We start from the raw sequence: 17588 nt of genomic DNA, 5'->3' as shown, positions 1-17588 counted from the left end.
TCTGGTCTAACCGGCGGTCTACTCTGGTCTACTCGTGGTGTCCCAGGCCACTACAGGGAGCGAATGTTGGGTATGCAGGTCAAATGGACCGGTACCGAAGCCACAGCCTTGCGAGAAGCGCTGGGGCTCACTCAGAAACGGTTCGCGTGCCGTGCCGGAATCGCCAAGAGCACCGTGGCGAAATGGAAGCACCGTGGCGGCGCCATCGTGCTGGGCGACAAGTGTGCCGCAATCCTGGACACGATGCTCGCTCGCGCGACATCCGAACAACGTGCCCGGTTCGGTGCCGCAGTTGAAAGCCAACTCGCCGACGAGCCGACCGAACCCGTTGCTGCCCTGTGGGTTCCAGGTATTTGGACGGCGGAATCGACGGCGGTCGCGGACAGTCTGATTAGAGAGGACCTCACCTTGGATCGCCGCCAAGTCGGCCGAGCCCTGCTCGGTGTAGTTGTAGGCACGCACCTTCTCGAACCTCTGGAACGTTGGTTGCTGTCGTCTTCGGACGTGACGCCACCCAGAGTCACCGCCGTCGGGGTCGGCTTCCAAGAGGCAGTCGAGCTGGAGAACGCGGCCCGAATCTTCCGCGAATGGGATGACCAGTTCGGTGGCGGCCTGCGCCGCAAGGCCGTGATCGGTCAGCTCAGCGAGGTCAACGAGATGCTGCGGGATTCCCACCCGCCCGAGATCAAACGGCGTCTGACCAGAACAAAGGCGCTGCTCGCGGAGACCGCAGCGACAATGTCGTGGGACTCGGGCCGCCAGAGCAAAGCACAGCAGTACTACGCCATGGCAGTTCGCGCGGCGAAGGAAGCCGACGATCCGGCGTTGTGTGCGAACGCCATCGCCGGCATGGCTCGTCAGCTTCTCTCACTCGATCACTACGGGCTAGCGGCCAGGCGCGAGAGCGTGGAGCGCGAGCGAGCCATGGACGCGCTCGAACTGATCCGGCTCGCGCAAGACCAATTCGGCCACCGCATCACAGCGACTACCCGTGCGATGCTCCACACACGGGAAGCGTGGGCATTCGGGAAATTGGGACGGCCCACCGCGTTTCACCGAGCCGGCGATCGAGCCCACGAAGCCCTCAATGAGTCGGACCCGAGCGCCGATCCGTACTGGATCAATTACTTCGATGCCGCAGAGCTGGCGGGCACCCTCGGCGGGCGGCTGTTGGAAATGGCGCGCAGAGAACCCGCGTTCGCGGCTGCGGCGGCCGAGCAGATCGGCCACGCCATCCAACTGCGCCGTCCTGGTCGACGACGTAGTGCCGCGCTGGATCAGTTGGGAATGATGGAGGCCCGGCTCATCGAGGGCGAAGTGGAGGAGGCATGCAGGATCGGGGAGACTGCCGTTGAAGCGGTCGGCAAGACAGCGTCGGACCGGGTGCAGAAGAAGCTGATCAAGGTGTATCGCGCGACGGAGCAGTTCGTGCAAGTCGGTCGGGTTGCCGAGCTGCGCGGTCAGATGAAACCGTTGTTGCTCGCGACGGCATAGGAGGAGTTGAGTGGTGCGTATCGGGGTTACCGGGCACATGAACATCACCGAAGACACTGCACCGCTGGTGTACGACGCGATCAGCAAGCTGCTCAGCGAGCGTGCGGATTCCGCCGGGCTGGTTGGTGTCAGCTGCATTGCGCGTGGTGCTGACTCGGTGTTCGCTCAGGCTGTCCTCGATGCCGGAGGCACGCTCGAGGTTGTGCTGCCCTCGCGAAACTATCGCGAGCGGAAGGTGAAGGCGGATCATGCGGAGCTGTTCGATCGGCTGATCGGTGCCGCGGAGACTGTTCACGTTATGGATTTCGAGGACGCGGGTAGGGAGGCGTACGAGGCGGCGAACGAATCGATGCTCTCCTCGTGCAACCGACTGGTAGCTGTGTGGGATGGCGGAGCCAGCGAAAAGGGTGGGACGGGCACGGTCGTAGAGCTGGCGAACACGAGAGGTGTTCCGGTGGACATTGTGTGGCCCGAAGGCGCTGCGCGGAGCTAGCGCGAGCCGTTAGTCCTCTTGTCTTGGCCTTGGCTGGCCCACGATCAAGGAGACGTTGTGAACGCGATCCCGAACACGCTGCGCGGCAAGGACATCGCAGTTGTAGATGTCGAAGGAAATGGTCAGACACCACCGGAGATCATCGAGATTGCCATCCTGGCGGTCTCTGGCGAGACGGTCAACATCGAAGACATGCGGGCGTGGCTGATCAAGCCGCAACGGCCGATCACCCAGATCGTCACTCGAAAAGTGCACGGCATCAAGAACTCCGACGTCGAGTCGTGTCCGGGATGGGCCGAGATCGCGCCCGACATCGATGCCGCGTTGGCCGGGCGAACCCTCGTCGCGCACAACGCTGGAGTCGAACAACGGGTACTCGCCTCGCATTTGCCGGACTGGAGTCCGCCGATGGTCTTGCACACCTTGCGCCTGGCGAAGGCGGTGTGGCGTGACCTGCCCAGCTACAGCTTGGACAAACTCATCGAACACGCGGGGCTGGACATGTCTGCGGTTGCTGAGCAGGGCTACCACCGTGCGGGCTATGACGCGTGGGCTGCGTGGCGACTGCTGTGCAGGCTCGTCGAGGACCGTGGGTTGGATTGGACAGGGCTTGTGAGCGCAGCGGCGCCGAAGGAGTTCGTTCCCAGGCCCGATCCGGAAGGCGGCCTATGGTGAGCGAACCGCGCCCCGAGGTCGTACGTCCGGTCACGATCGCTCTGACCGGCACGCATTCGACTGGCAAGACCACGTGGATCAAGCGTCTGGCAAACGAGCTGCGCCGCAACAGGATCGAGGTCGCCAAGGTCGCCGACCTCGGCTTGCAGGCGCAACAGAATGGGCTGCCAATTCTGTCTGGCCGCACCTGGGCTTCGACGCTGTGGATCATCACCCGTGGCATCAGCAATGAGATCGAAGCATGGTCCAAAGCTGACGTCGTCTTGATCGACCGCAGTGTGCCCGACGCGCTCGCCTACTACGAAGCCGCACTGGAATACCGCGGCCAGCCAGCCGACCCCGCGCCGCGTCGAACAGCTTGAAGACCTGGTCACTGGCCACTGTTTCAACTATGACTGGACCCTGCGAACCGTCCTCGACCCTTGCCTTCCGCTGGGTATCTGCAAGCCGCGAGATACCGATATCGAATTCCGTGCACTTGCTGACCGGCATGTGGAGAAGGTGCTCAACCGGTTGGACATCGAGCACGACACACTCCCGGCGGATGGGCACGAGCGCGTCCTCGTTGAAACGGTGGCATTCATCAAAGGGCGGCTGACCAACATCGACCAGGACTGAGAGCGGAGATCGCAGGACTACGACAGAACAGACCGACATGGAGCCGTGCCAGCGGCCTGGTGTCTCGCCTTGTGCGGCGCGCGGGCATGGCGGCGCAGGAATGGGTGCGGGTGGTGATCCACCCGGAACGGGTACGACGAATGGTGAACTGATCGGCTGGTGGTGTCGCCGCGTCATGTGGCGAGCTAATGGTCATCGAGTTGCTGGTGGCCGGAGTGCGCGCTGCCAGCGTCCAGCAGAAACTCGGTCAGTGAAATGGCATCGGCTGAGCCCGGGGCTGCCGTGAACACCACCGCCGTCAGGTCGCCGTCGGGAATGTGGATGGTGTCGCAGTCCAGTGCGATCTGCCGCAGATCCTCGTGCTGGACCAGCATTCGGCTGTCGTGTTGCCCGGGGGTGGGCGTGCTCGCCCAGAGTTCGGCGAACGCTGGGCTGGCGCGTTGGAGGTCAGCGGTCAAAGACGCCAGGTCTTCGTCCGCGGGGTAGCGGGTCGAGGCCGCTTGCAGTTCGGCCACCAGCAGGCGCTGGAAGCGGGCGGCGTCCTCTGGCGACCGCGTCACCCTGTGGTCCTGGCCGACGAACACCCGCCAGGGGATGTTGCCCTCGCGCGGGTGGAGCGAGGGCACCCCGCAGGCCAGCGTTTCCCAAGCCCGGTTCCAGCCGACGACCGTCCATGTGGCGTCGAGCACGCACACCGGCGTGCTCTCTATCCGGTCTACGAGCCGGCGCGCGCCATCACTGAGCTGCCGCGGCACCCGCCCTTGCGCCGGCGCGTAACCGGCCAGCGCGCATAGGTGTTCGTACTCGGCCCTGCTCATCCGGAGTGCTCGGGCCAAGGCGTTCAACACGGCGGGCGAGGGATGCCGACGACCCTGCTCCATGCGTTTCAAGTGGTCCGCCGACACGCCGGCCAGTTCGGCGAGCTCTTCTGGGCGCAGGCCGCCAGTGCGCCTGCGGCCGTGACCGACCACACCTACTTGTTCTGGTCGGGTGCGTTCACGTCGCTCCCGCAACACCGTTCCCAACATGCGCACGTCCGACACGACCGAAGAATATCAACGGCATCCGTTAGCGGGGGACATCCTGGCCCCGGCTAGGACGGCCGAAGTCCGGAAGAGTGACCGACAGGAGGCGGAGACAGTGCACGCGAGTTATGTGCACACGCGCTCCTCTCCGGATGATCTGCCGATCGTGTTCTCGCTGAAGGAATTTCATGACTGATGTCAACTATCTCGCCGACCGGGTCGCCGTCACCGAGGCCGTGGCCCGTTTCGCTTGGTCACAGGATCTCGAGGATTGGGACGGACTGCGTGCGATCCTCGCCGATACCGTCACAATGGACGTTTCCGAGCACTTGGGCGCGCCGTCGCAAGAATTGAGTGCCGACGATTTCGTGGCCGCCAGCCGGGCGGTGCGGGAGGGGTTCCAGAGTACTCACCATTCGACCTCCAACGTCATCGTCGAGATCGAGGGCGATCACGCCGGCTATCGGAGTTTCGTGGTGGCCTATCACCACGTTCCCGCCGACGCAGTCGACTGGCTCGTCGCGCGTGCTTTCTGGTACGTCGACCTACAGCGGGTCGATAATGAATGGCGGTTGAGGCGCATTCGTGTCGTACGGAAAGCTCCTTTCGCGGGCAACCCCGAGCTGTACGCGATCGCCGCGGGGACGGCAGACAAGTGGGCGCGAAATGAGTACATCGACCGACGAAGTGCGCGCCGTTCCATTTCGGATGGCCGCGGCGATGTCCGAGCGTGACGTCGAAAAGCTGGTGCTCAATTACCTCGACGACTTCGAGTGCGTGGTGCCGGTGCACCCCGAGCGCTCCTTCCGCGGTGCCGACCGGGTTCGCGCGAACTACACGATGATCTTCGCCCGGTATTCGAACGGTTTCGATGCCAGGGTCGTCGACTCTGTGGTGGACGGTGACCGGGTGTGGACGGAGTGGGAGATGATCGGCACGCGGGCCGACGGGGTCGTCGAGACCATCCGCGGCACAGTCATCATCCGGGTCGAGAACGGCCGCGCCGCGGCGGTCCGCTTCTACCTCGATCCGGTCGATACCCCGGATGCATCGGCACAACCGAACATCCTCGACTGAAATCCGGCTCGGTCGATTACGCCGCGGGCGGGCGCACCTGCACAGTGCGCCCGCCCCCGAAGGCCGGGACAGGCCTCCCCAGGAGTAGATTTTCATGTATCTCACCGTGCTCGCCGCGTCCGGCCCGACCGGACTTTCCCTCACCCGGCAAGCCCTCGAACGCGGCCACATCGTCAGGGCCATCGCCCGCGATCCGGACCGGATCAGCGTTCCGGACGCCCCGGGGCTGACCAAAGTCGTCGCGGACGTGTTCCGCACCGACGAGATCGATTCGGCGCTAGAAGGCAGTGAGCTGGTGCTGTCCGGACTGGGTGTGCCCAAGGGGACCAAGCCGGGCGTGCTGACCGCGGGTGCCCGGTCGGCGGTGGCGTCGGGTGCCCGGGTCATTTGGCTGGGCGCGTACGGCACTGGCCCCTCGGCCGCGGTGGCAAGCGCGCTCAACCGGCTGGTCCTCAAAGGACTCGGAGCGGAGGTCGCCGACAAGATCGAGTCGGACGCCGTGGTCATCGAAGCCGGCGGGACGGTTTTCCACGCAGGACCCCTGTCGAACAAACCGATCAGCCCGGACCGGCGCACCGTCGGGCTCGATGTCTCCCCCAAGAGCATCTTCCGCATCATGGTGAGCCGGGACACCGTTGCCGCCGCGATGCTCGACGAAGCGGAGAACCCGCGGTTCCCCGGCCGGATCGCTGTGCCACTCACGCGCTGATCTCGAGCAGGCGCGCATCGGGAACCGCGGTGTAGACGTGCTGCGTACGGCGCGCACCGGTGAGACCGCAGCGACCTACCAGCTCGGCGAGCATTTCTTCCACTGGGTCGCCGCGGACCCGGATCGCTCCGCGCTGCAGAGCCGGGCGATGGCCGAAGTGACCGCGGGGCTTCGGGCCGGGATGTTCGACGGCTACGCATTGCCCGACGGTGACGTGGTCGCGGACATCGGCGGTGCGGATGGCTCGGTGTTGCTGACATTGCTGGCGCAGCATCCCGGGCGACGGGGCATTGTCTTCGACCTGCCAGGGATAGTTCCCACGGCCGAAGCGCGTATCCGCGAGTCCGGACTTGCCGATACGGTTGTGACATCGGGGGGCGATTTCTTCGCCGAGGTGCCGGAAGCCGATATCTATGTCCTCGCCTACATCCTGCACGATTGGGACGATGTCTCCGCCCTGCGCATACTCGGGTCCATCGCGGCTACCGCGAAACCCGGTGCACGCCTGTTGATCGTCGAAGGCATCGTTCCCGAAGGCGACGTTGCGCACCTGACGAAGATGGTCGACCTGACGATGCTCGCGGTGAACACCGGCGGGGAACGAACCGCCGCGGAGTATCGAGACCTGTTGAGCGCCGGTGGATTTACGCTCGACCGGATCGTGGACACACCCAGCCCGTTCTCGATCATCGAGGCAACCCTGCGACCCTGAACTCGGCCGCCAGTTCGCCGGTCTGATATAGGCCGGCGAACGGTCCGAATCCCGCACCCGGGCAGAACAATAGGCCTCGCGTGGCGCACAAGACCCTTGGTCGGCGGTAGCTAGAGACGCTGCGGTGTGAACCCACAGGCACATGACCCCACCTCGAAACGACTCGAACGCTGGTATCGCCGGAGGTGGGCCGAGCGATTCTGGGTTCGCGATCAAATCCCCACTCGCGCAATGCTTATCGCTGTCGGTCGCGCCAGCAGGGCGCGGACCGTCCGATGCGGGCATTCCCCACACGGGTGCATTGACGTGGTTTGTTACCGCGGCGGAGCCTGGTCGCATGAATTACCAGCCGCTATTTCTCGGCGCCGTTGCCGCCGTCCTATTGATTCCCGCGGCGCCCGCGAGCGCCGCCGAACCCATCTATTCCGCGGGGACCTTCGCGCCATGGCGGGACGGCGCCGACGCCGTCACTTACGACGAGAAGCTGGCCCCCGCCGGCAGCCGCGCCATGGTTGTCGCCGTCAGCGACGACGAGAAGACCACGGCCGTCCTGCTCGTCAGCGGATTGCTCCCCAACCGCGTCTACGGCTCGCACGCACACCTGAAGCCCTGTGGCGCGAAACCAGCCGACTCCGGCTTCCACTACCAGAATGTGGAGGACCCGAACGCCAAGGACAAGATGTCCATGGACGCGCGATATGCCAATCCCCAGAACGAGCTCTGGCTCGACTTCACCACCGACAAGGATGGTAAGGCAGCACAGGTTTCCACCGTGAAATGGTCCTTCCGCAAGGGGCAGCCCGCTTCGATTGTCTTGCACGAGAAGAAGACCGACACCACCGACGGCAGTGCAGGCATGGCTGGTGCGAGGGTCGCCTGTTTGAGTGTCCCGCGCTAGTACCCGTTCACCGGGATGTCCGTTGCCATCGCGACCCGCGGTTTCGTGGGCTTGTATCAATGAAATGGCGGCAAGTCCGTGCACCCGTACCGGGTACGGGAGATGGGGCATTCGGCTGGATGCACTTGCGCACATCCGGCGGCGCGGCTTCGACGAGGGCATGGGCGGCCTGCTCGATGGAGGGTGCGTCGCCGTCGAGGCCGGCCGCCGACGGCGGCATCGACCCCGGTTTCGGTATCGAAACAGTCCACCTCACCACGTGCCACCGTTCCCATGCCCTGTCGCGGAGTCACAGCTTCGGCAGAGATCCGTGAGCACCCTATTCCAGTGATAGAACCGGCGGGCATCGCTGCCACCGCTTCGGTCGTGGCTCTGGCGAATGTCCGTTCCACGCCACCGAAACTCCCGCTACTCGGGGGCGTCGGTCAGCGCGTCAATTATGCATCGCTTGTCACAGGTCAGGCATGATCGGCTGTTGTCACCCCCGGGCGCTAGGTCGAAATACGTTGGAGATCGCTGATCAGCCACCGCCCGTCGGGTTGCTCTTCCGCGGTGACGATTGTCGCGATCAGGGTAATTGCTGGGTTCGGTGCGAGATCGCTGGTCGACGACTGTTTGACATAGCCGATACCGAGCGCGGTGGTGCCGGTGATCGCCCGCAATCCGCAGTTGAATTCGATCACCTCGCTACGACTATTGGTCGTAAACAGATAATCGCGGGTCGCTCGTTGAGTATCTATCAGTTGCTGGCGATGTGCACCGGTTGCGGAATCAATTGCTCCGGCGAAATACGCATCCAGTGATTGGGCGTGATAAGTCCACGTGTGATTGATGTAGTTGTGAATAGAATGCAATGCGGCGATGTGGCGACTGCCGATGCGCGAGATCTCCGGAGCGAGGTCGGCCGCGGGCGCGCTCCTTGTCGTGATGGTGCTGATGGACGCTGCGGGGGCGCTCGTGCTGGTGCTCGCCGTGGTGGCCGTCTCGGCAACGACGGACTGTGCATCCCCGGGATTGCGGAGGAAAGCGGTCGAGCCGACGGCGATAGCGCTCAGCGGTAGCACGCTTGCGATAGTCGCCAACTTGCGTCTCCCGATGCGCCGCCGGGCAGGCTGAACTTCGGGAAAAGGAGGAGGCGATACCGGAGCGAACGGGGGTGGCTCGTTTTCGATCACAGGGTTTCCTCACTGTTGGTCGGCCGACCGCGCGATGGTACCCATGCCGGTGCGGCTCGGTGAATGGTTTCATAAACTCCATGCCGCGCTGGGAAATTCGGGTAGGTATACGAACTATGCGTCGATAGTGAATATGATCCGATTTGTGAGGTCTGCCGATGGGTGCCGAAAGCTGGGTAGTCACCCGAGACGCTGGGCCCGCGATCGATGGGCGGCAACCGCGCGAGTCCAGTCCGAGTACTCGCCCGGCGACACTCGCCGGAAGACGCGCCAGAGTGCGGTGCGATGCACCGATTGTGCATCGGGGCTCATGAAATCGGCCGCGGATGCCTCGCGCGCGTCGCCTGAATCGCTCGGCGACGCGAGTCTGAGGCGACCGGCGGAGGCAACCCTGACGTCGGTACTTCTCCGGCGATCAGGAAGCGCCGGAGAGTATTTGGGCATCGGGCGCGGCCGCGACCCGGGCGACGGCGGCGCGGGCGGCCTGCGCGTCGGCGAGCGGGGCGTCGGGTGGGTAGTAGTCGGCGGAACGGCTGCCGGTGAAATAGTCGCCGATCCAGCCGAGGGCGAGGGTGCGCAGGGTGGTGATGTTCACCGATTCCGGTGTGCCGCAGAGCATGCTGCCGAGTGTGTCGACGCTGGTCCCTTCGGCGTCGGTGTGCACGCCGGTGCTGATGCGGATGCCGAGATAGGAGCGATGCAGCGTGGATTGCAGTGCGCTGGTGCCGCTGCCGAAAGCGTTGCACAGCGACGGCGGACCGGAGACGGTGAGTATCGGCAGCGAAGTGTCGTCCAGGTCGGCGAGGGCTCGATCGGTGTTGTCGCCGACGAAGGACTTGACCGGGTCGAGCAGCACCAGCCCGCGTAGCCCGGTCCAGTTGCCGGGATGATCGCGGTGCAACCGATGGGCGACGTACTCTACGGCCTCTCCGCCGGCCGAGTGTCCGACGAAGGTGTACTGCCCGGGCAGTCGGAGCTCGGGCCGGCCCGCGTGCGCGGCTGCCGCGGAAAGGCTTTGGGCGAGTGCGTTGCCGGGGTCGTGTGTGGTAGCGAAGAGCGTGGCGAGCGCGCCGAGGAACTCGGTGTTGCCGGTGAGGTTCTGCAACGTGCAGCCCGCGAAGTCGAGGAACGGCAGGCTCGGCGTGAAGACGAGATAGCCCGCGTCGGCGAAAGCGGTTCCGAGACCGGCGATATTGATGTTGCTGCGGGCAAATCCGTGTTGCAACCAGATCAGGCCCTTGGGTGCGCCGGTGGGCAGATGCCAGTCCACCGGAACCGGCAAAGTTGTTCCAGCGCAAGGGATGGGGATGGTCTCATGCATCGTCGTGGATTCGGCGCGGGCGGTGGGGCCGGCGGCGAGGACGAGACACAGGGCGATGGCGGCGGTGGCCGGACCTCGGAGGTTCAACATGACTCCAGTGACGCGCACGCTGTTTCCTGATGCGAAATAGCGTTTCTTTCTTGGTCTCAATTAGCGCTCGAGTTCCCAGCGCTGTCAACTGCTCGGCCGGAGATCCCTCTGGCGGGTGTCGGCCCGGGACGGTTGAGGTGTCTGATTCTCTGTTTCTTCAAGGGAAACGCTGTTGCCAAACTGTCGACCCCGTGGGTACCGTCTGGATAGCGTGCAGTCACCGACCGCCGATGACGTGTATGCCCAACGGACGGAAGGTGTGCCGGTGAGATCGGCGTTGTACGTGCCGGGCAGCCGCCCCGAACTTTTCGACAAGGCGATGTCGAGTCGTGCCGACGTGGTGCTCCTCGATCTCGAGGACTCGGTTCCGCCGGCCGCCAAAGATCGGGCCAGGACCGCGGTTGCCGCCTGGTTGAGCGAGAGTCGCGCGAGCGGACCACGGATCTGGGTGCGGGTGAACCCCGGGTCGATCGGCGAGGCCGATCTGGCGGCGGTGGCGGTGGCCGGCGTGTCCGCGGTGTGCCTGGCCAAAACGGAGTCCGCTGCCCAGGTCCACGTCGCGGGCGCGGTGTTGCGTGAGTTCGAGCCGTGTCCCGGCGGCATCCGGATCTGTCCGATATTGGAAAGCGCGTCCGCTGTGCTGGCTGCCCGCGAGATCGCCGCCGCGCCGCGCATCGATCGTTTACAACTCGGCGAGACAGATTTGTGCGCCGAGATCGGTGTCGATCCCAGCCCCGACGATCGAGAGCTGTGGGCAGTGCGCTCGCAGGTGGTGCTGGCCAGCGCCGCGGTGGGCATCGCGCCCCCGCTCGGTCCGGTCCGCACCGATTTCGGTGACCTCGAAGCGCTGAAGGTCTCGACGATGGCATTGGCGCGCATGGGTTTTCGAGGCCGCGCCTGCATCCACCCCGCCCAGGTCGCGGTCGTGAACGAGGTGTTCGCGCCGGACCCGGCCGATATCGAACGGGCGCGAGCGCTTGTGGCCCGGTTCGACGCCGCGGGCGGGGCAGCGCTGGACGACGAGGGTCGCATGGTGGACCTGGCAGTAGTCCGGCGGGCGCGCCGCCTGCTGGCGAACTCGGCTCAGCACGATGGTGGCGGCGCTAGCCGAACGGGCACATGAGGCCCGCGCTGCGGGCCGGATAGCGCGGGGTCGGCCTCCGGATCGGCGCCGCCGTATCGAGGGCGCCGGCTTCCGGTGCTACGGGGATCAATGATCGCGCAGGAGTGCCCCCGCGCCCTCGATGCGATCATGGATGCCGTTGTCGCGCAACGCCATCCACCAGGTCGCCGCGTTGATCGCGATGACCGGCTTGCCGAGCCAGCGCTCTGCGGCGTCGGCCAGGCCGACCATGGACAGGTTCGTGCCGCACTGAACGAGCGCATCGATGCGGTCGCTGTCGACCTCGCGCAGCGCGTCGCGCAACTGCGTCTCGGTGACCTGGGCGATAGAAACCGCAGTGGGACAGCGCAGCCCCTTGATCGCGGCCACGTCGAATCCCAGCTCGCCGAAGAACCGCACTACGTTCTCGTCGCCGATCGGTTGATACGGCGTGACGACTCCGATGCGCGTCGCATTGTTCAACGTCAGCGCTCGCCGGCACGCCTCCGCCCCGGTGGCCACCGGTAACCCGGTCGCCTCGTGGATCTGCCGGACGAACTTCTGGTTGCCCTCGACGCCGCCCCAGAAGGTCTCGGCCGACATGCCCATCACCATGTAGTCGGGCTCGCAGGTGAGCACACGGGCGCACGTCGCGTCCATTTCGGCGCGAATCTGGTCGAGCAGACGGTCCATGCCCGCGTCGTCACCCATGTTCTGGTCGCGGATGTGGATGCGGCCGAAGTGTGTGGATACTCCCGGCACACCCATGCGGGCGAAGTCGGGTTCCACCACGGTATTCGTCGAGGGGGCCAGTACCCCGAACTTCGCTCTCCAGCCCAATACGTCAGGCATAGTGCCTCTCCTGGTTCTCGATGCTGATTTCCGGTACCGCCTCGGTAGCCCGTGCCGCAGTGTTCATTCGATGAACAGGTCGCGCCGCCGCACCGGCGCGAGGGCGAAGCGACCGATCACCTTCGGTGTGGTCAGCCAGCGGACATGTGCCCCGTTGCGCGCGGGGGCGACGGCGCGTTCGGCCAGCCAGGGCGCCACGGTGTCGACCCGGTCGGCGAGAATGTTGAAGATCTTGCGCGCCTTGGCCAATTCCGCCGGATCGGCGTAGCCGTGGGTCAGCAGATCGGTGACCACCATGCCCGGACTGAGCAGGCCGACGGAGACGCCCGGCGGGACTTCCTTGGCCAGCGCTTCGGTCAGATAGGTGAGTGCTCGTTTGCTCGCGCCGTAGACCGACAGACCCGGTACCGTGCGGCCGTCGCTGCCGAGGCCTTCCATATTCCAGACGTGTCCGCCGCCGGCGCTCACCATGCCCGCGATAGCGACGGCGGAGCCGTTGATCGCGCCGACAAGGTTGGTGGCGACCACTTTTCGGGCCTCGTCGGCGGGTAGTTCCCAGACCGGGGCGCGGATGTGGGAGATGCCCGCGTTGTTGATCCACACGTCGATCCGGCCGAAGCGGGCCGTGGCCGCATCCCAGAGCGCCTGCAGTTCGGCGCGTTCGGTGACGTCGGCGGGAATCAGCAGTGCGGTGTCGGGCAGGTCCGATCGCAGCCGATCTATCCGCTCGATGTCGGTGCCGCACAACGCGACTCGGTGACCACGATCGAGTAGCGCACGGGCGATGCCGAGTCCGATACCGCGGGTGCCGCCGGTTACTACGACGGTGCGTGTCGTCTGCTCGCTCATGTGCGCACCAGGACGCCGTGCAGCACAGCGCTGAGACTGTTGTGCTCGAACAGTTCATAGACCACGGCAAGCTCGGTGCCTGCACCCATTCCCGGTGCGGCGTCCATCATGAATTCCCGTCCGTTGATCTTGCCGCCGTCGGGGAGGTGCAATACGGGGTAGTTGGCGCGGCCGTAAGCGGTTGCGTTGCCCCAGACACCGGGTCCCTCATGGAAGGAGCGGACGCCGTCGCGGCGCACGGTGGCCTCGTAGGTGCGGTCGAGCGCCCCGCTCCAGGTAACGCGATGCTCGGCGGTCAACAGGCTCAGCGGAGTGAGCTCGAGGTCGATCCGTACGGTGCCGCGGCGCTGCTGATCGACGCCCCACAACTCGCAGTCGCCGGAATAGCCGCAGTCGTCCTTGGTGGGCAGGACGAACGGTGTGGCACCGCAGCGAGTTTCGCGCTCGACGAGGTCGTCGGCCAGCTCGGGGTCGCGGGTGTAGACGCCGTTGAACACGCCGACCATGGCGGGCCCCTGGTACAGCACCGAGGAATACACCTGAGTATCACCGAGGGTCTGATTCCACGTGTTCAAACCCACCTGCCAGCCGGGACCGTAATAGTGGGCATCCACGAATCCGCCGTAAGGCCTGCCCGCGCCGTAGAAGTCGGGACCGGTGTAGAGCCGATCCTGGTCGGAGTCCACCACCTCGAAGGCGAACGGCGCACCGAGCGCGAACCGCCCGGCGAGCTCACCACCGCCGGTGAGACCGCCGTCCATGTAGTACGTCGTTGTCCCGTCGGCGAATACGGAGGAACGGCGGATGTCCTCGAATCCACGCCAGGCGCCGTCCGCGGCGAACAGTGACGGCCTGCCGACCCATTCACCGGCGATGCGCTGCTGCCACTGGCTCGGCGCTTCGGTGGCGGTCATCCGAGCAGCTCCGTCCGCACCCGCTCGGCTTGTTCGTCGCCGAGCAGGCGGGTCACCTGTGCCCACACCGGATCTACCTCCGGGCTGAACAGATTCGCGCGGTTGGCGCGGTCACGGGCGGCGACATCGCTCTCGACCGCGGGAACTCCCTTGTCTACCAGGGTGAGCCAGTGCCGGAGATAGTCGTCGACCGTGGTCCCGAGGGTGCGGAAGGCGGTTTCGGTGGCGCGGCACACGACCATCCACGGCGACATCATCGCCCGCTGCCGAGGCCCGACGGCCGCCGCGGACACCCCCGCTACCTGCCAAGCCGCCTCCAACAGCGGGGTCAGCGGCAGGAATGCGGCATCGAGGTAGGCGAGGTGCACCGCGAGATCGGCGCGTGGGATGAGATCGAGATGCATGGCGTGGTATTCCGCCGACCGCACCGAATCCAGGGTGAAATGCGGGACGGCGGAATCGGCCGGCGTGAAGGCGAAGATCATATGGCTGTCCAGGCCGATCGCGGGGACCACCAGGTCGACGGTGACGAGCTTGTCGATCGGATCCCCGCGCAACACCCGGAGCCTGCCGACCGGCTCCGGTGACATCGGACTGGTCAGCGAGAGGTCTTCGGTCGCAACGAGTTCCAGAGCTGTGCTCAGCCGCCGCAGGGTGCGCTCGCTGAGTTCGGTGGGCAGGCTCATTGCGGTAGTCCTCCGTTGCGGGCCTTGTGCACCCAGGCCTGATCGAGTTCGGGATGGTCGCGGCGGGCGGGGGAGGCGATGACGGTGGCCGTGCGGCGCGGTCCGTCGCCGGTGATGATGTCGTCGTCGCCGAGCCACCAGCCGTCTTTGATCAGCTGGGTTCGCCTGCGCCGGTAGGCGATCTGCAAAGCGTCGCTGCGTACATGCAGCTCGTCGGCCAGGTCGAACGGGAGCAACTCCGGTCGCTGCGATTCGACCACCGGTTTGTCCTGCAGCAGAATGTCTTTGATTCTCCGGCGGGTGTCGGCGTCGGCCCAGCGGCCGGTGAAGAAGTTGCGGTAGCCGAGGATCTTGACCAGGGTGCGGTCCTGCGACAGCGGAATATTGAAGTCGTAGAGCAGCAGATCACCGATGGGCAGCCGGATATGTAGCTTGACCACGTTGGGCAGGTACCAGCCGTTGGTGACCGTCACGAATTCGGGCCGGGGCTTGTTCCGGAACAGCAGTCCCCACAGGCCGCTCGGCGGCGGCGGACTGAGCTGTATATCGGCCTCGGCGGACCAATCATCCTTGCGGATGGTGAAATTCGGTATCTCGGGTTTGTCCGGGTTGCCGAATCTGGTGCCGTGCACGAAGGGGGTGTGGGAGGCGTCGACGACGTTCTCGAAGGTCCGTTCGTAGTTGGCCTCGATCTCCATCTCGAACTGGACCATCCGGAAGGCCGGATCGTCGTGCACCGGGATGTCCGGTATCGGTGGGCGTTGTGGTTCGGGCAGGTCGCCGAGGAAGGCCCAGACCATGCCGTAACGCTCCTGGGTGGGGTAGGCGTCGACCCGGGCCTTCTTCGGGATGAGCCGGTCCTCGGCGTTCGCCGGGATCCGTACACAGGCGCCCTCGGCGTTGTACTGCCAGCCGTGGTACGGACAGGCGATACAGTCCCCGGTCAGGGTGCCCATCGACAGCGCACCACCGCGGTGTACGCACAGATCCGACAGGCAGACCGCGGTGCCCGCCGTGGTGCGATACAGCACGAAGTCCTGACCGAGGCAGGTCACCTTTTTCGGGGTCCGACCGACCCGGTCGGCGAATTCCAGTGCGTACCAAAAGTTTTTCAGCATTGTTCGGGCTCCGATAGTTGGGGTCGCAGCACACCCGCGGCGGTGAATTCGGCGAGTTCGGTGCGGGCCGTCGCCGAGCCACCCAGGTGGGTGCGCAGGAACGCAGAGCTCAGTCGAGCGAACGGCGCGAGCGCGTCCGCATCGTCCGGGCCGTCGAGGAAGGCCCGTGCGGCGGTCGGATCGACGTCGGCGATGCCGAAATGGTTGGCCTCCGGTACGACCGCGAGCAGATGTTCCCCCGGCGGCAGTGCCTCGTCGAACGTCCTGGCCACCGGATCGGGGCGAAGGTCGCCGTCCTCGCCGTAACGATCGGCACTGCCCTTGATCACGCCGTCGTTGGTGCCGACCCCGAGCAGCACCGGGCAGTCGACTTGGGCGGGCAGCACGGTGCCCGCGGGCCAGCCGAGCATGGTCGCCACCATCGTGTGCGCGCCCCACGCGAAAACCGCACGGACCGAGGGAAAGAAGCGCGCGGACTGGAGCACGACGGTTCCGCCCGCGGAGTGCCCGCCCAGCGCGACCCGATCCAGGTCGAGCGTGCCGGCCAGCGGGCCCTGATCGTTCAGCTCCGCGACCGCGGCCAGGATCGCGCCGATCGTCGGGCACGTGGGTCTGGTGCCGTAGGCCTCGGGCCGGGCCGCGTCCAGGTCGACGCCGACGGTCAATCCGCGCTGACCGCCGAACAATTCGGCTACCCGATCGAAAGTGACCACCACGAAACCGGTTTCGGCGATCGCGGTGGCGAACCTGCGATAAGAGTCCTGGCCGACGTTGACTCCGGACAGAAACAGCACCACCGGATACGGTGCGGCCGCCGGATCGGGTGCGAAGACTCCGGAGAGTCGTTCGGTGTCGGAACCGGTGCTGATCGCGGGGTAGTAGACCTTCAGGTGCGCGGTGTCGAAGGGCGCCTCGCCCGCGGTACGCGCCGACCACCAGAGCGAACGAACAATACTCATGCGACCGGCCTCGGCAGGATGCGGTCGCCGCCCCACAGCGCACGCACCAGACGCTGGGTCAGGTCGGGCCCGAACATTCGCTCGCCCATCACATTCGCCGGATCGCGTTCGGCGATGTTGCGGCGGATCGCCAGATCCCGGTCGGCGAGTGCCGCGCGCCGCTCGGTGGGGACCGGTTCGGCGGCATCGACCCAGCCGAGCCACTGGTCGACCCGCGCGGTGAGTAGCTCGGCGACGGCGTCGCGATTGTCGCGGTTCGCCGGGAAGGAATAGCAGTACGCGGTGGGGGACAGGCTGGCCCGGATGAACCCGGTGCGGCTGGTGAACCAGGTGAAATCGGGATGTTCTTCCTTGAATGCCAACCACGGCGGATCGTTCTCGGCGTAGTAGCTGTCGAAATAGGTTCCGTCGCCGACCAGATCACCGCGCGGGATCGCGTCGACGTAGAACCAGCCCTGCGGCCACAGCAGCAACGCGATGCCGAGGTGCGGGACGCTGACCCGCGGTCCGAGCCAGGCGGTGAGATGCAGGTTGACGAAACCGGTTGCGGGGTCGCCGATCCAGGAATGCACGAGCCAATCGATCTCGGGACCGGAGTAGGCGGCCAGGCTGCCCGAAGGGCCGGCCGCCGGGTCGCCATAGCTGTCCAACTCCTCGGTGCACGGGTCCCGGGTGAGTTCGAAGCGCTCGGCGATCCGGGACTTCAACCCGCGCAACAACTCCCGCCACTCCTGGAAGGTTTCGGTGACGTCTGTCCTGGCGGACGCGTCGACCAGCTGCTCGACATGTTGCACGGTTTCACTCATCGTCGCTCCGGGTTG

At 65.7% G+C, this 17588-nt stretch carries 21 protein-coding genes; 11 read left to right on the top strand and 10 right to left on the bottom strand.

Going from position 1 to position 17588, the window contains the following annotated elements; all coding sequences use genetic code 11:
- Positions 1-66 precede the first annotated feature (66 nt).
- From AB0M22_RS23100 to AB0M22_RS23080, 5 genes are all read left to right on the top strand, one after another.
- Positions 67-1494, top strand: a complete 1428-nt coding sequence (locus AB0M22_RS23100) for a hypothetical protein (protein WP_364730378.1) — start codon at positions 67-69, stop codon at positions 1492-1494.
- A gap of 37 nt (positions 1495-1531) precedes the next feature.
- Complete coding sequence (locus tag AB0M22_RS23095; RefSeq protein ID WP_364730375.1) at positions 1532-1987, top strand: hypothetical protein; 456 nt, start codon at positions 1532-1534, stop codon at positions 1985-1987.
- A gap of 57 nt (positions 1988-2044) precedes the next feature.
- Positions 2045-2662 carry a 3'-5' exonuclease gene (locus AB0M22_RS23090; RefSeq protein WP_364730372.1) on the top strand — a complete coding sequence of 206 codons (618 nt, stop codon included), beginning with the start codon at positions 2045-2047 and terminating at the stop codon, positions 2660-2662.
- The gene (locus AB0M22_RS23085) at positions 2656-3024 is read left to right on the top strand and encodes an AAA family ATPase (protein ID WP_364730369.1); all 369 of its coding nucleotides are present in this window, start codon (positions 2656-2658) and stop codon (positions 3022-3024) included. The genes AB0M22_RS23090 and AB0M22_RS23085 overlap by 7 nt, the downstream gene beginning before the upstream one ends.
- A gap of 130 nt (positions 3025-3154) precedes the next feature.
- Entirely contained in the window at positions 3155-3280 is a 126-nt protein-coding gene (locus tag AB0M22_RS23080; RefSeq protein WP_364730367.1) for a hypothetical protein, read from the top strand.
- 185 nt (positions 3281-3465) lie between these two features.
- Here the strand turns inward: AB0M22_RS23080 and AB0M22_RS23075 are convergent, their stop codons facing one another.
- A complete protein-coding gene (locus AB0M22_RS23075) occupies positions 3466-4323 on the bottom strand; it encodes a helix-turn-helix domain-containing protein (protein ID WP_364730364.1) in 858 nt (285 codons plus the stop codon).
- 170 nt (positions 4324-4493) lie between these two features.
- Between AB0M22_RS23075 and AB0M22_RS23070 the strand changes: the two genes are divergently transcribed.
- The 5 genes from AB0M22_RS23070 (at position 4494) to AB0M22_RS23050 (ending at position 7701) form a co-directional block, all read left to right on the top strand.
- Positions 4494-5039, top strand: a complete 546-nt coding sequence (locus AB0M22_RS23070; RefSeq protein WP_364730361.1) for a nuclear transport factor 2 family protein — start codon at positions 4494-4496, stop codon at positions 5037-5039.
- Positions 5026-5382 carry a nuclear transport factor 2 family protein gene (locus AB0M22_RS23065; RefSeq protein ID WP_364730358.1) on the top strand — a complete coding sequence of 119 codons (357 nt, stop codon included), beginning with the start codon at positions 5026-5028 and terminating at the stop codon, positions 5380-5382. The genes AB0M22_RS23070 and AB0M22_RS23065 overlap by 14 nt, the downstream gene beginning before the upstream one ends.
- A gap of 94 nt (positions 5383-5476) precedes the next feature.
- Complete coding sequence (locus tag AB0M22_RS23060; RefSeq protein ID WP_364730355.1) at positions 5477-6091, top strand: NAD(P)H-binding protein; 615 nt, start codon at positions 5477-5479, stop codon at positions 6089-6091.
- A gap of 37 nt (positions 6092-6128) precedes the next feature.
- A complete protein-coding gene (locus tag AB0M22_RS23055; RefSeq protein ID WP_364730352.1) occupies positions 6129-6803 on the top strand; it encodes a methyltransferase in 675 nt (224 codons plus the stop codon).
- Positions 6804-7140: 337 nt separating this feature from the next.
- Complete coding sequence (locus AB0M22_RS23050; protein ID WP_364730349.1) at positions 7141-7701, top strand: superoxide dismutase; 561 nt, start codon at positions 7141-7143, stop codon at positions 7699-7701.
- A 491-nt stretch (positions 7702-8192) separates the two neighbouring features.
- Here the strand turns inward: AB0M22_RS23050 and AB0M22_RS23045 are convergent, their stop codons facing one another.
- Both AB0M22_RS23045 and AB0M22_RS23040 read right to left on the bottom strand, forming a co-directional pair.
- Positions 8193-8876 (bottom strand): hypothetical protein, encoded by a 684-nt coding sequence (locus AB0M22_RS23045; protein WP_364730346.1) that lies wholly within the window; start codon positions 8874-8876, stop codon positions 8193-8195.
- Positions 8877-9291: 415 nt separating this feature from the next.
- The gene (locus tag AB0M22_RS23040) at positions 9292-10287 is read right to left on the bottom strand and encodes a hypothetical protein (RefSeq protein WP_364730343.1); all 996 of its coding nucleotides are present in this window, start codon (positions 10285-10287) and stop codon (positions 9292-9294) included.
- A gap of 265 nt (positions 10288-10552) precedes the next feature.
- On the opposite strand from AB0M22_RS23040, the gene AB0M22_RS23035 reads away from it, so the two are divergent.
- Complete coding sequence (locus AB0M22_RS23035) at positions 10553-11410, top strand: CoA ester lyase (RefSeq protein WP_364730340.1); 858 nt, start codon at positions 10553-10555, stop codon at positions 11408-11410.
- Positions 11411-11497: 87 nt separating this feature from the next.
- On the opposite strand, the gene AB0M22_RS23030 is transcribed toward AB0M22_RS23035, so the two are convergent.
- From AB0M22_RS23030 to AB0M22_RS23000, 7 genes are all read right to left on the bottom strand, one after another.
- Complete coding sequence (locus AB0M22_RS23030) at positions 11498-12241, bottom strand: arylmalonate decarboxylase (RefSeq protein WP_364730337.1); 744 nt, start codon at positions 12239-12241, stop codon at positions 11498-11500.
- A 63-nt stretch (positions 12242-12304) separates the two neighbouring features.
- Complete coding sequence (locus tag AB0M22_RS23025; RefSeq protein ID WP_364730334.1) at positions 12305-13090, bottom strand: SDR family oxidoreductase; 786 nt, start codon at positions 13088-13090, stop codon at positions 12305-12307.
- Entirely contained in the window at positions 13087-14004 is a 918-nt protein-coding gene (locus AB0M22_RS23020) for a hypothetical protein (RefSeq protein ID WP_364730331.1), read from the bottom strand. Before AB0M22_RS23020 ends, AB0M22_RS23025 begins: the two co-directional genes overlap by 4 nt.
- Positions 14001-14690, bottom strand: coding sequence for a hypothetical protein (locus tag AB0M22_RS23015; protein ID WP_364730328.1), 690 nt, complete (start codon positions 14688-14690; stop codon positions 14001-14003). Before AB0M22_RS23015 ends, AB0M22_RS23020 begins: the two co-directional genes overlap by 4 nt.
- Entirely contained in the window at positions 14687-15808 is a 1122-nt protein-coding gene (locus AB0M22_RS23010; RefSeq protein WP_364730325.1) for an aromatic ring-hydroxylating dioxygenase subunit alpha, read from the bottom strand. The genes AB0M22_RS23015 and AB0M22_RS23010 overlap by 4 nt, the downstream gene beginning before the upstream one ends.
- Positions 15802-16767, bottom strand: coding sequence for an alpha/beta hydrolase (locus AB0M22_RS23005; protein WP_364730322.1), 966 nt, complete (start codon positions 16765-16767; stop codon positions 15802-15804). The genes AB0M22_RS23010 and AB0M22_RS23005 overlap by 7 nt, the downstream gene beginning before the upstream one ends.
- Positions 16764-17573: an oxidoreductase gene (locus AB0M22_RS23000; protein ID WP_364730320.1), complete on the bottom strand. Its 810-nt coding sequence runs from the start codon at positions 17571-17573 to the stop codon at positions 16764-16766. The genes AB0M22_RS23005 and AB0M22_RS23000 overlap by 4 nt, the downstream gene beginning before the upstream one ends.
- Positions 17574-17588 lie beyond the last annotated feature (15 nt).

It is taken from the genome of Nocardia sp. NPDC051756, from assembly GCF_040681495.1.
Taxonomy (GTDB): Bacteria; Actinomycetota; Actinomycetes; order Mycobacteriales; family Mycobacteriaceae; genus Nocardia.
Note: the sequence above shows the minus strand (reverse complement) of the source record. Positions and strands in the feature narration are given on the sequence as shown.

What these genes read in the sequence shown, in the direction of transcription:
- AB0M22_RS23095 (WP_364730375.1), top strand. Translation starts at nt 1,532, where the DNA reads ATGAACATCACCGAAGACACTGCACCGCTGGTGTACGACGCGATCAGC.
- AB0M22_RS23085 (WP_364730369.1), top strand. Translation starts at nt 2,656, where the DNA reads ATGGTGAGCGAACCGCGCCCCGAGGTCGTACGTCCGGTCACGATCGCT.
- AB0M22_RS23070 (WP_364730361.1), top strand. Translation starts at nt 4,494, where the DNA reads ATGACTGATGTCAACTATCTCGCCGACCGGGTCGCCGTCACCGAGGCC.
- AB0M22_RS23065 (WP_364730358.1), top strand. Translation starts at nt 5,026, where the DNA reads ATGTCCGAGCGTGACGTCGAAAAGCTGGTGCTCAATTACCTCGACGAC.
- AB0M22_RS23060 (WP_364730355.1), top strand. Translation starts at nt 5,477, where the DNA reads ATGTATCTCACCGTGCTCGCCGCGTCCGGCCCGACCGGACTTTCCCTC.
- AB0M22_RS23050 (WP_364730349.1), top strand. Translation starts at nt 7,141, where the DNA reads ATGAATTACCAGCCGCTATTTCTCGGCGCCGTTGCCGCCGTCCTATTG.
- AB0M22_RS23040 (WP_364730343.1), bottom strand. Translation starts at nt 10,287, where the DNA reads ATGTTGAACCTCCGAGGTCCGGCCACCGCCGCCATCGCCCTGTGTCTC.
- AB0M22_RS23030 (WP_364730337.1), bottom strand. Translation starts at nt 12,241, where the DNA reads ATGCCTGACGTATTGGGCTGGAGAGCGAAGTTCGGGGTACTGGCCCCC.
- AB0M22_RS23025 (WP_364730334.1), bottom strand. Translation starts at nt 13,090, where the DNA reads ATGAGCGAGCAGACGACACGCACCGTCGTAGTAACCGGCGGCACCCGC.
- AB0M22_RS23020 (WP_364730331.1), bottom strand. Translation starts at nt 14,004, where the DNA reads ATGACCGCCACCGAAGCGCCGAGCCAGTGGCAGCAGCGCATCGCCGGT.
- AB0M22_RS23015 (WP_364730328.1), bottom strand. Translation starts at nt 14,690, where the DNA reads ATGAGCCTGCCCACCGAACTCAGCGAGCGCACCCTGCGGCGGCTGAGC.
- AB0M22_RS23010 (WP_364730325.1), bottom strand. Translation starts at nt 15,808, where the DNA reads ATGCTGAAAAACTTTTGGTACGCACTGGAATTCGCCGACCGGGTCGGT.
- AB0M22_RS23005 (WP_364730322.1), bottom strand. Translation starts at nt 16,767, where the DNA reads ATGAGTATTGTTCGTTCGCTCTGGTGGTCGGCGCGTACCGCGGGCGAG.
- AB0M22_RS23000 (WP_364730320.1), bottom strand. Translation starts at nt 17,573, where the DNA reads ATGAGTGAAACCGTGCAACATGTCGAGCAGCTGGTCGACGCGTCCGCC.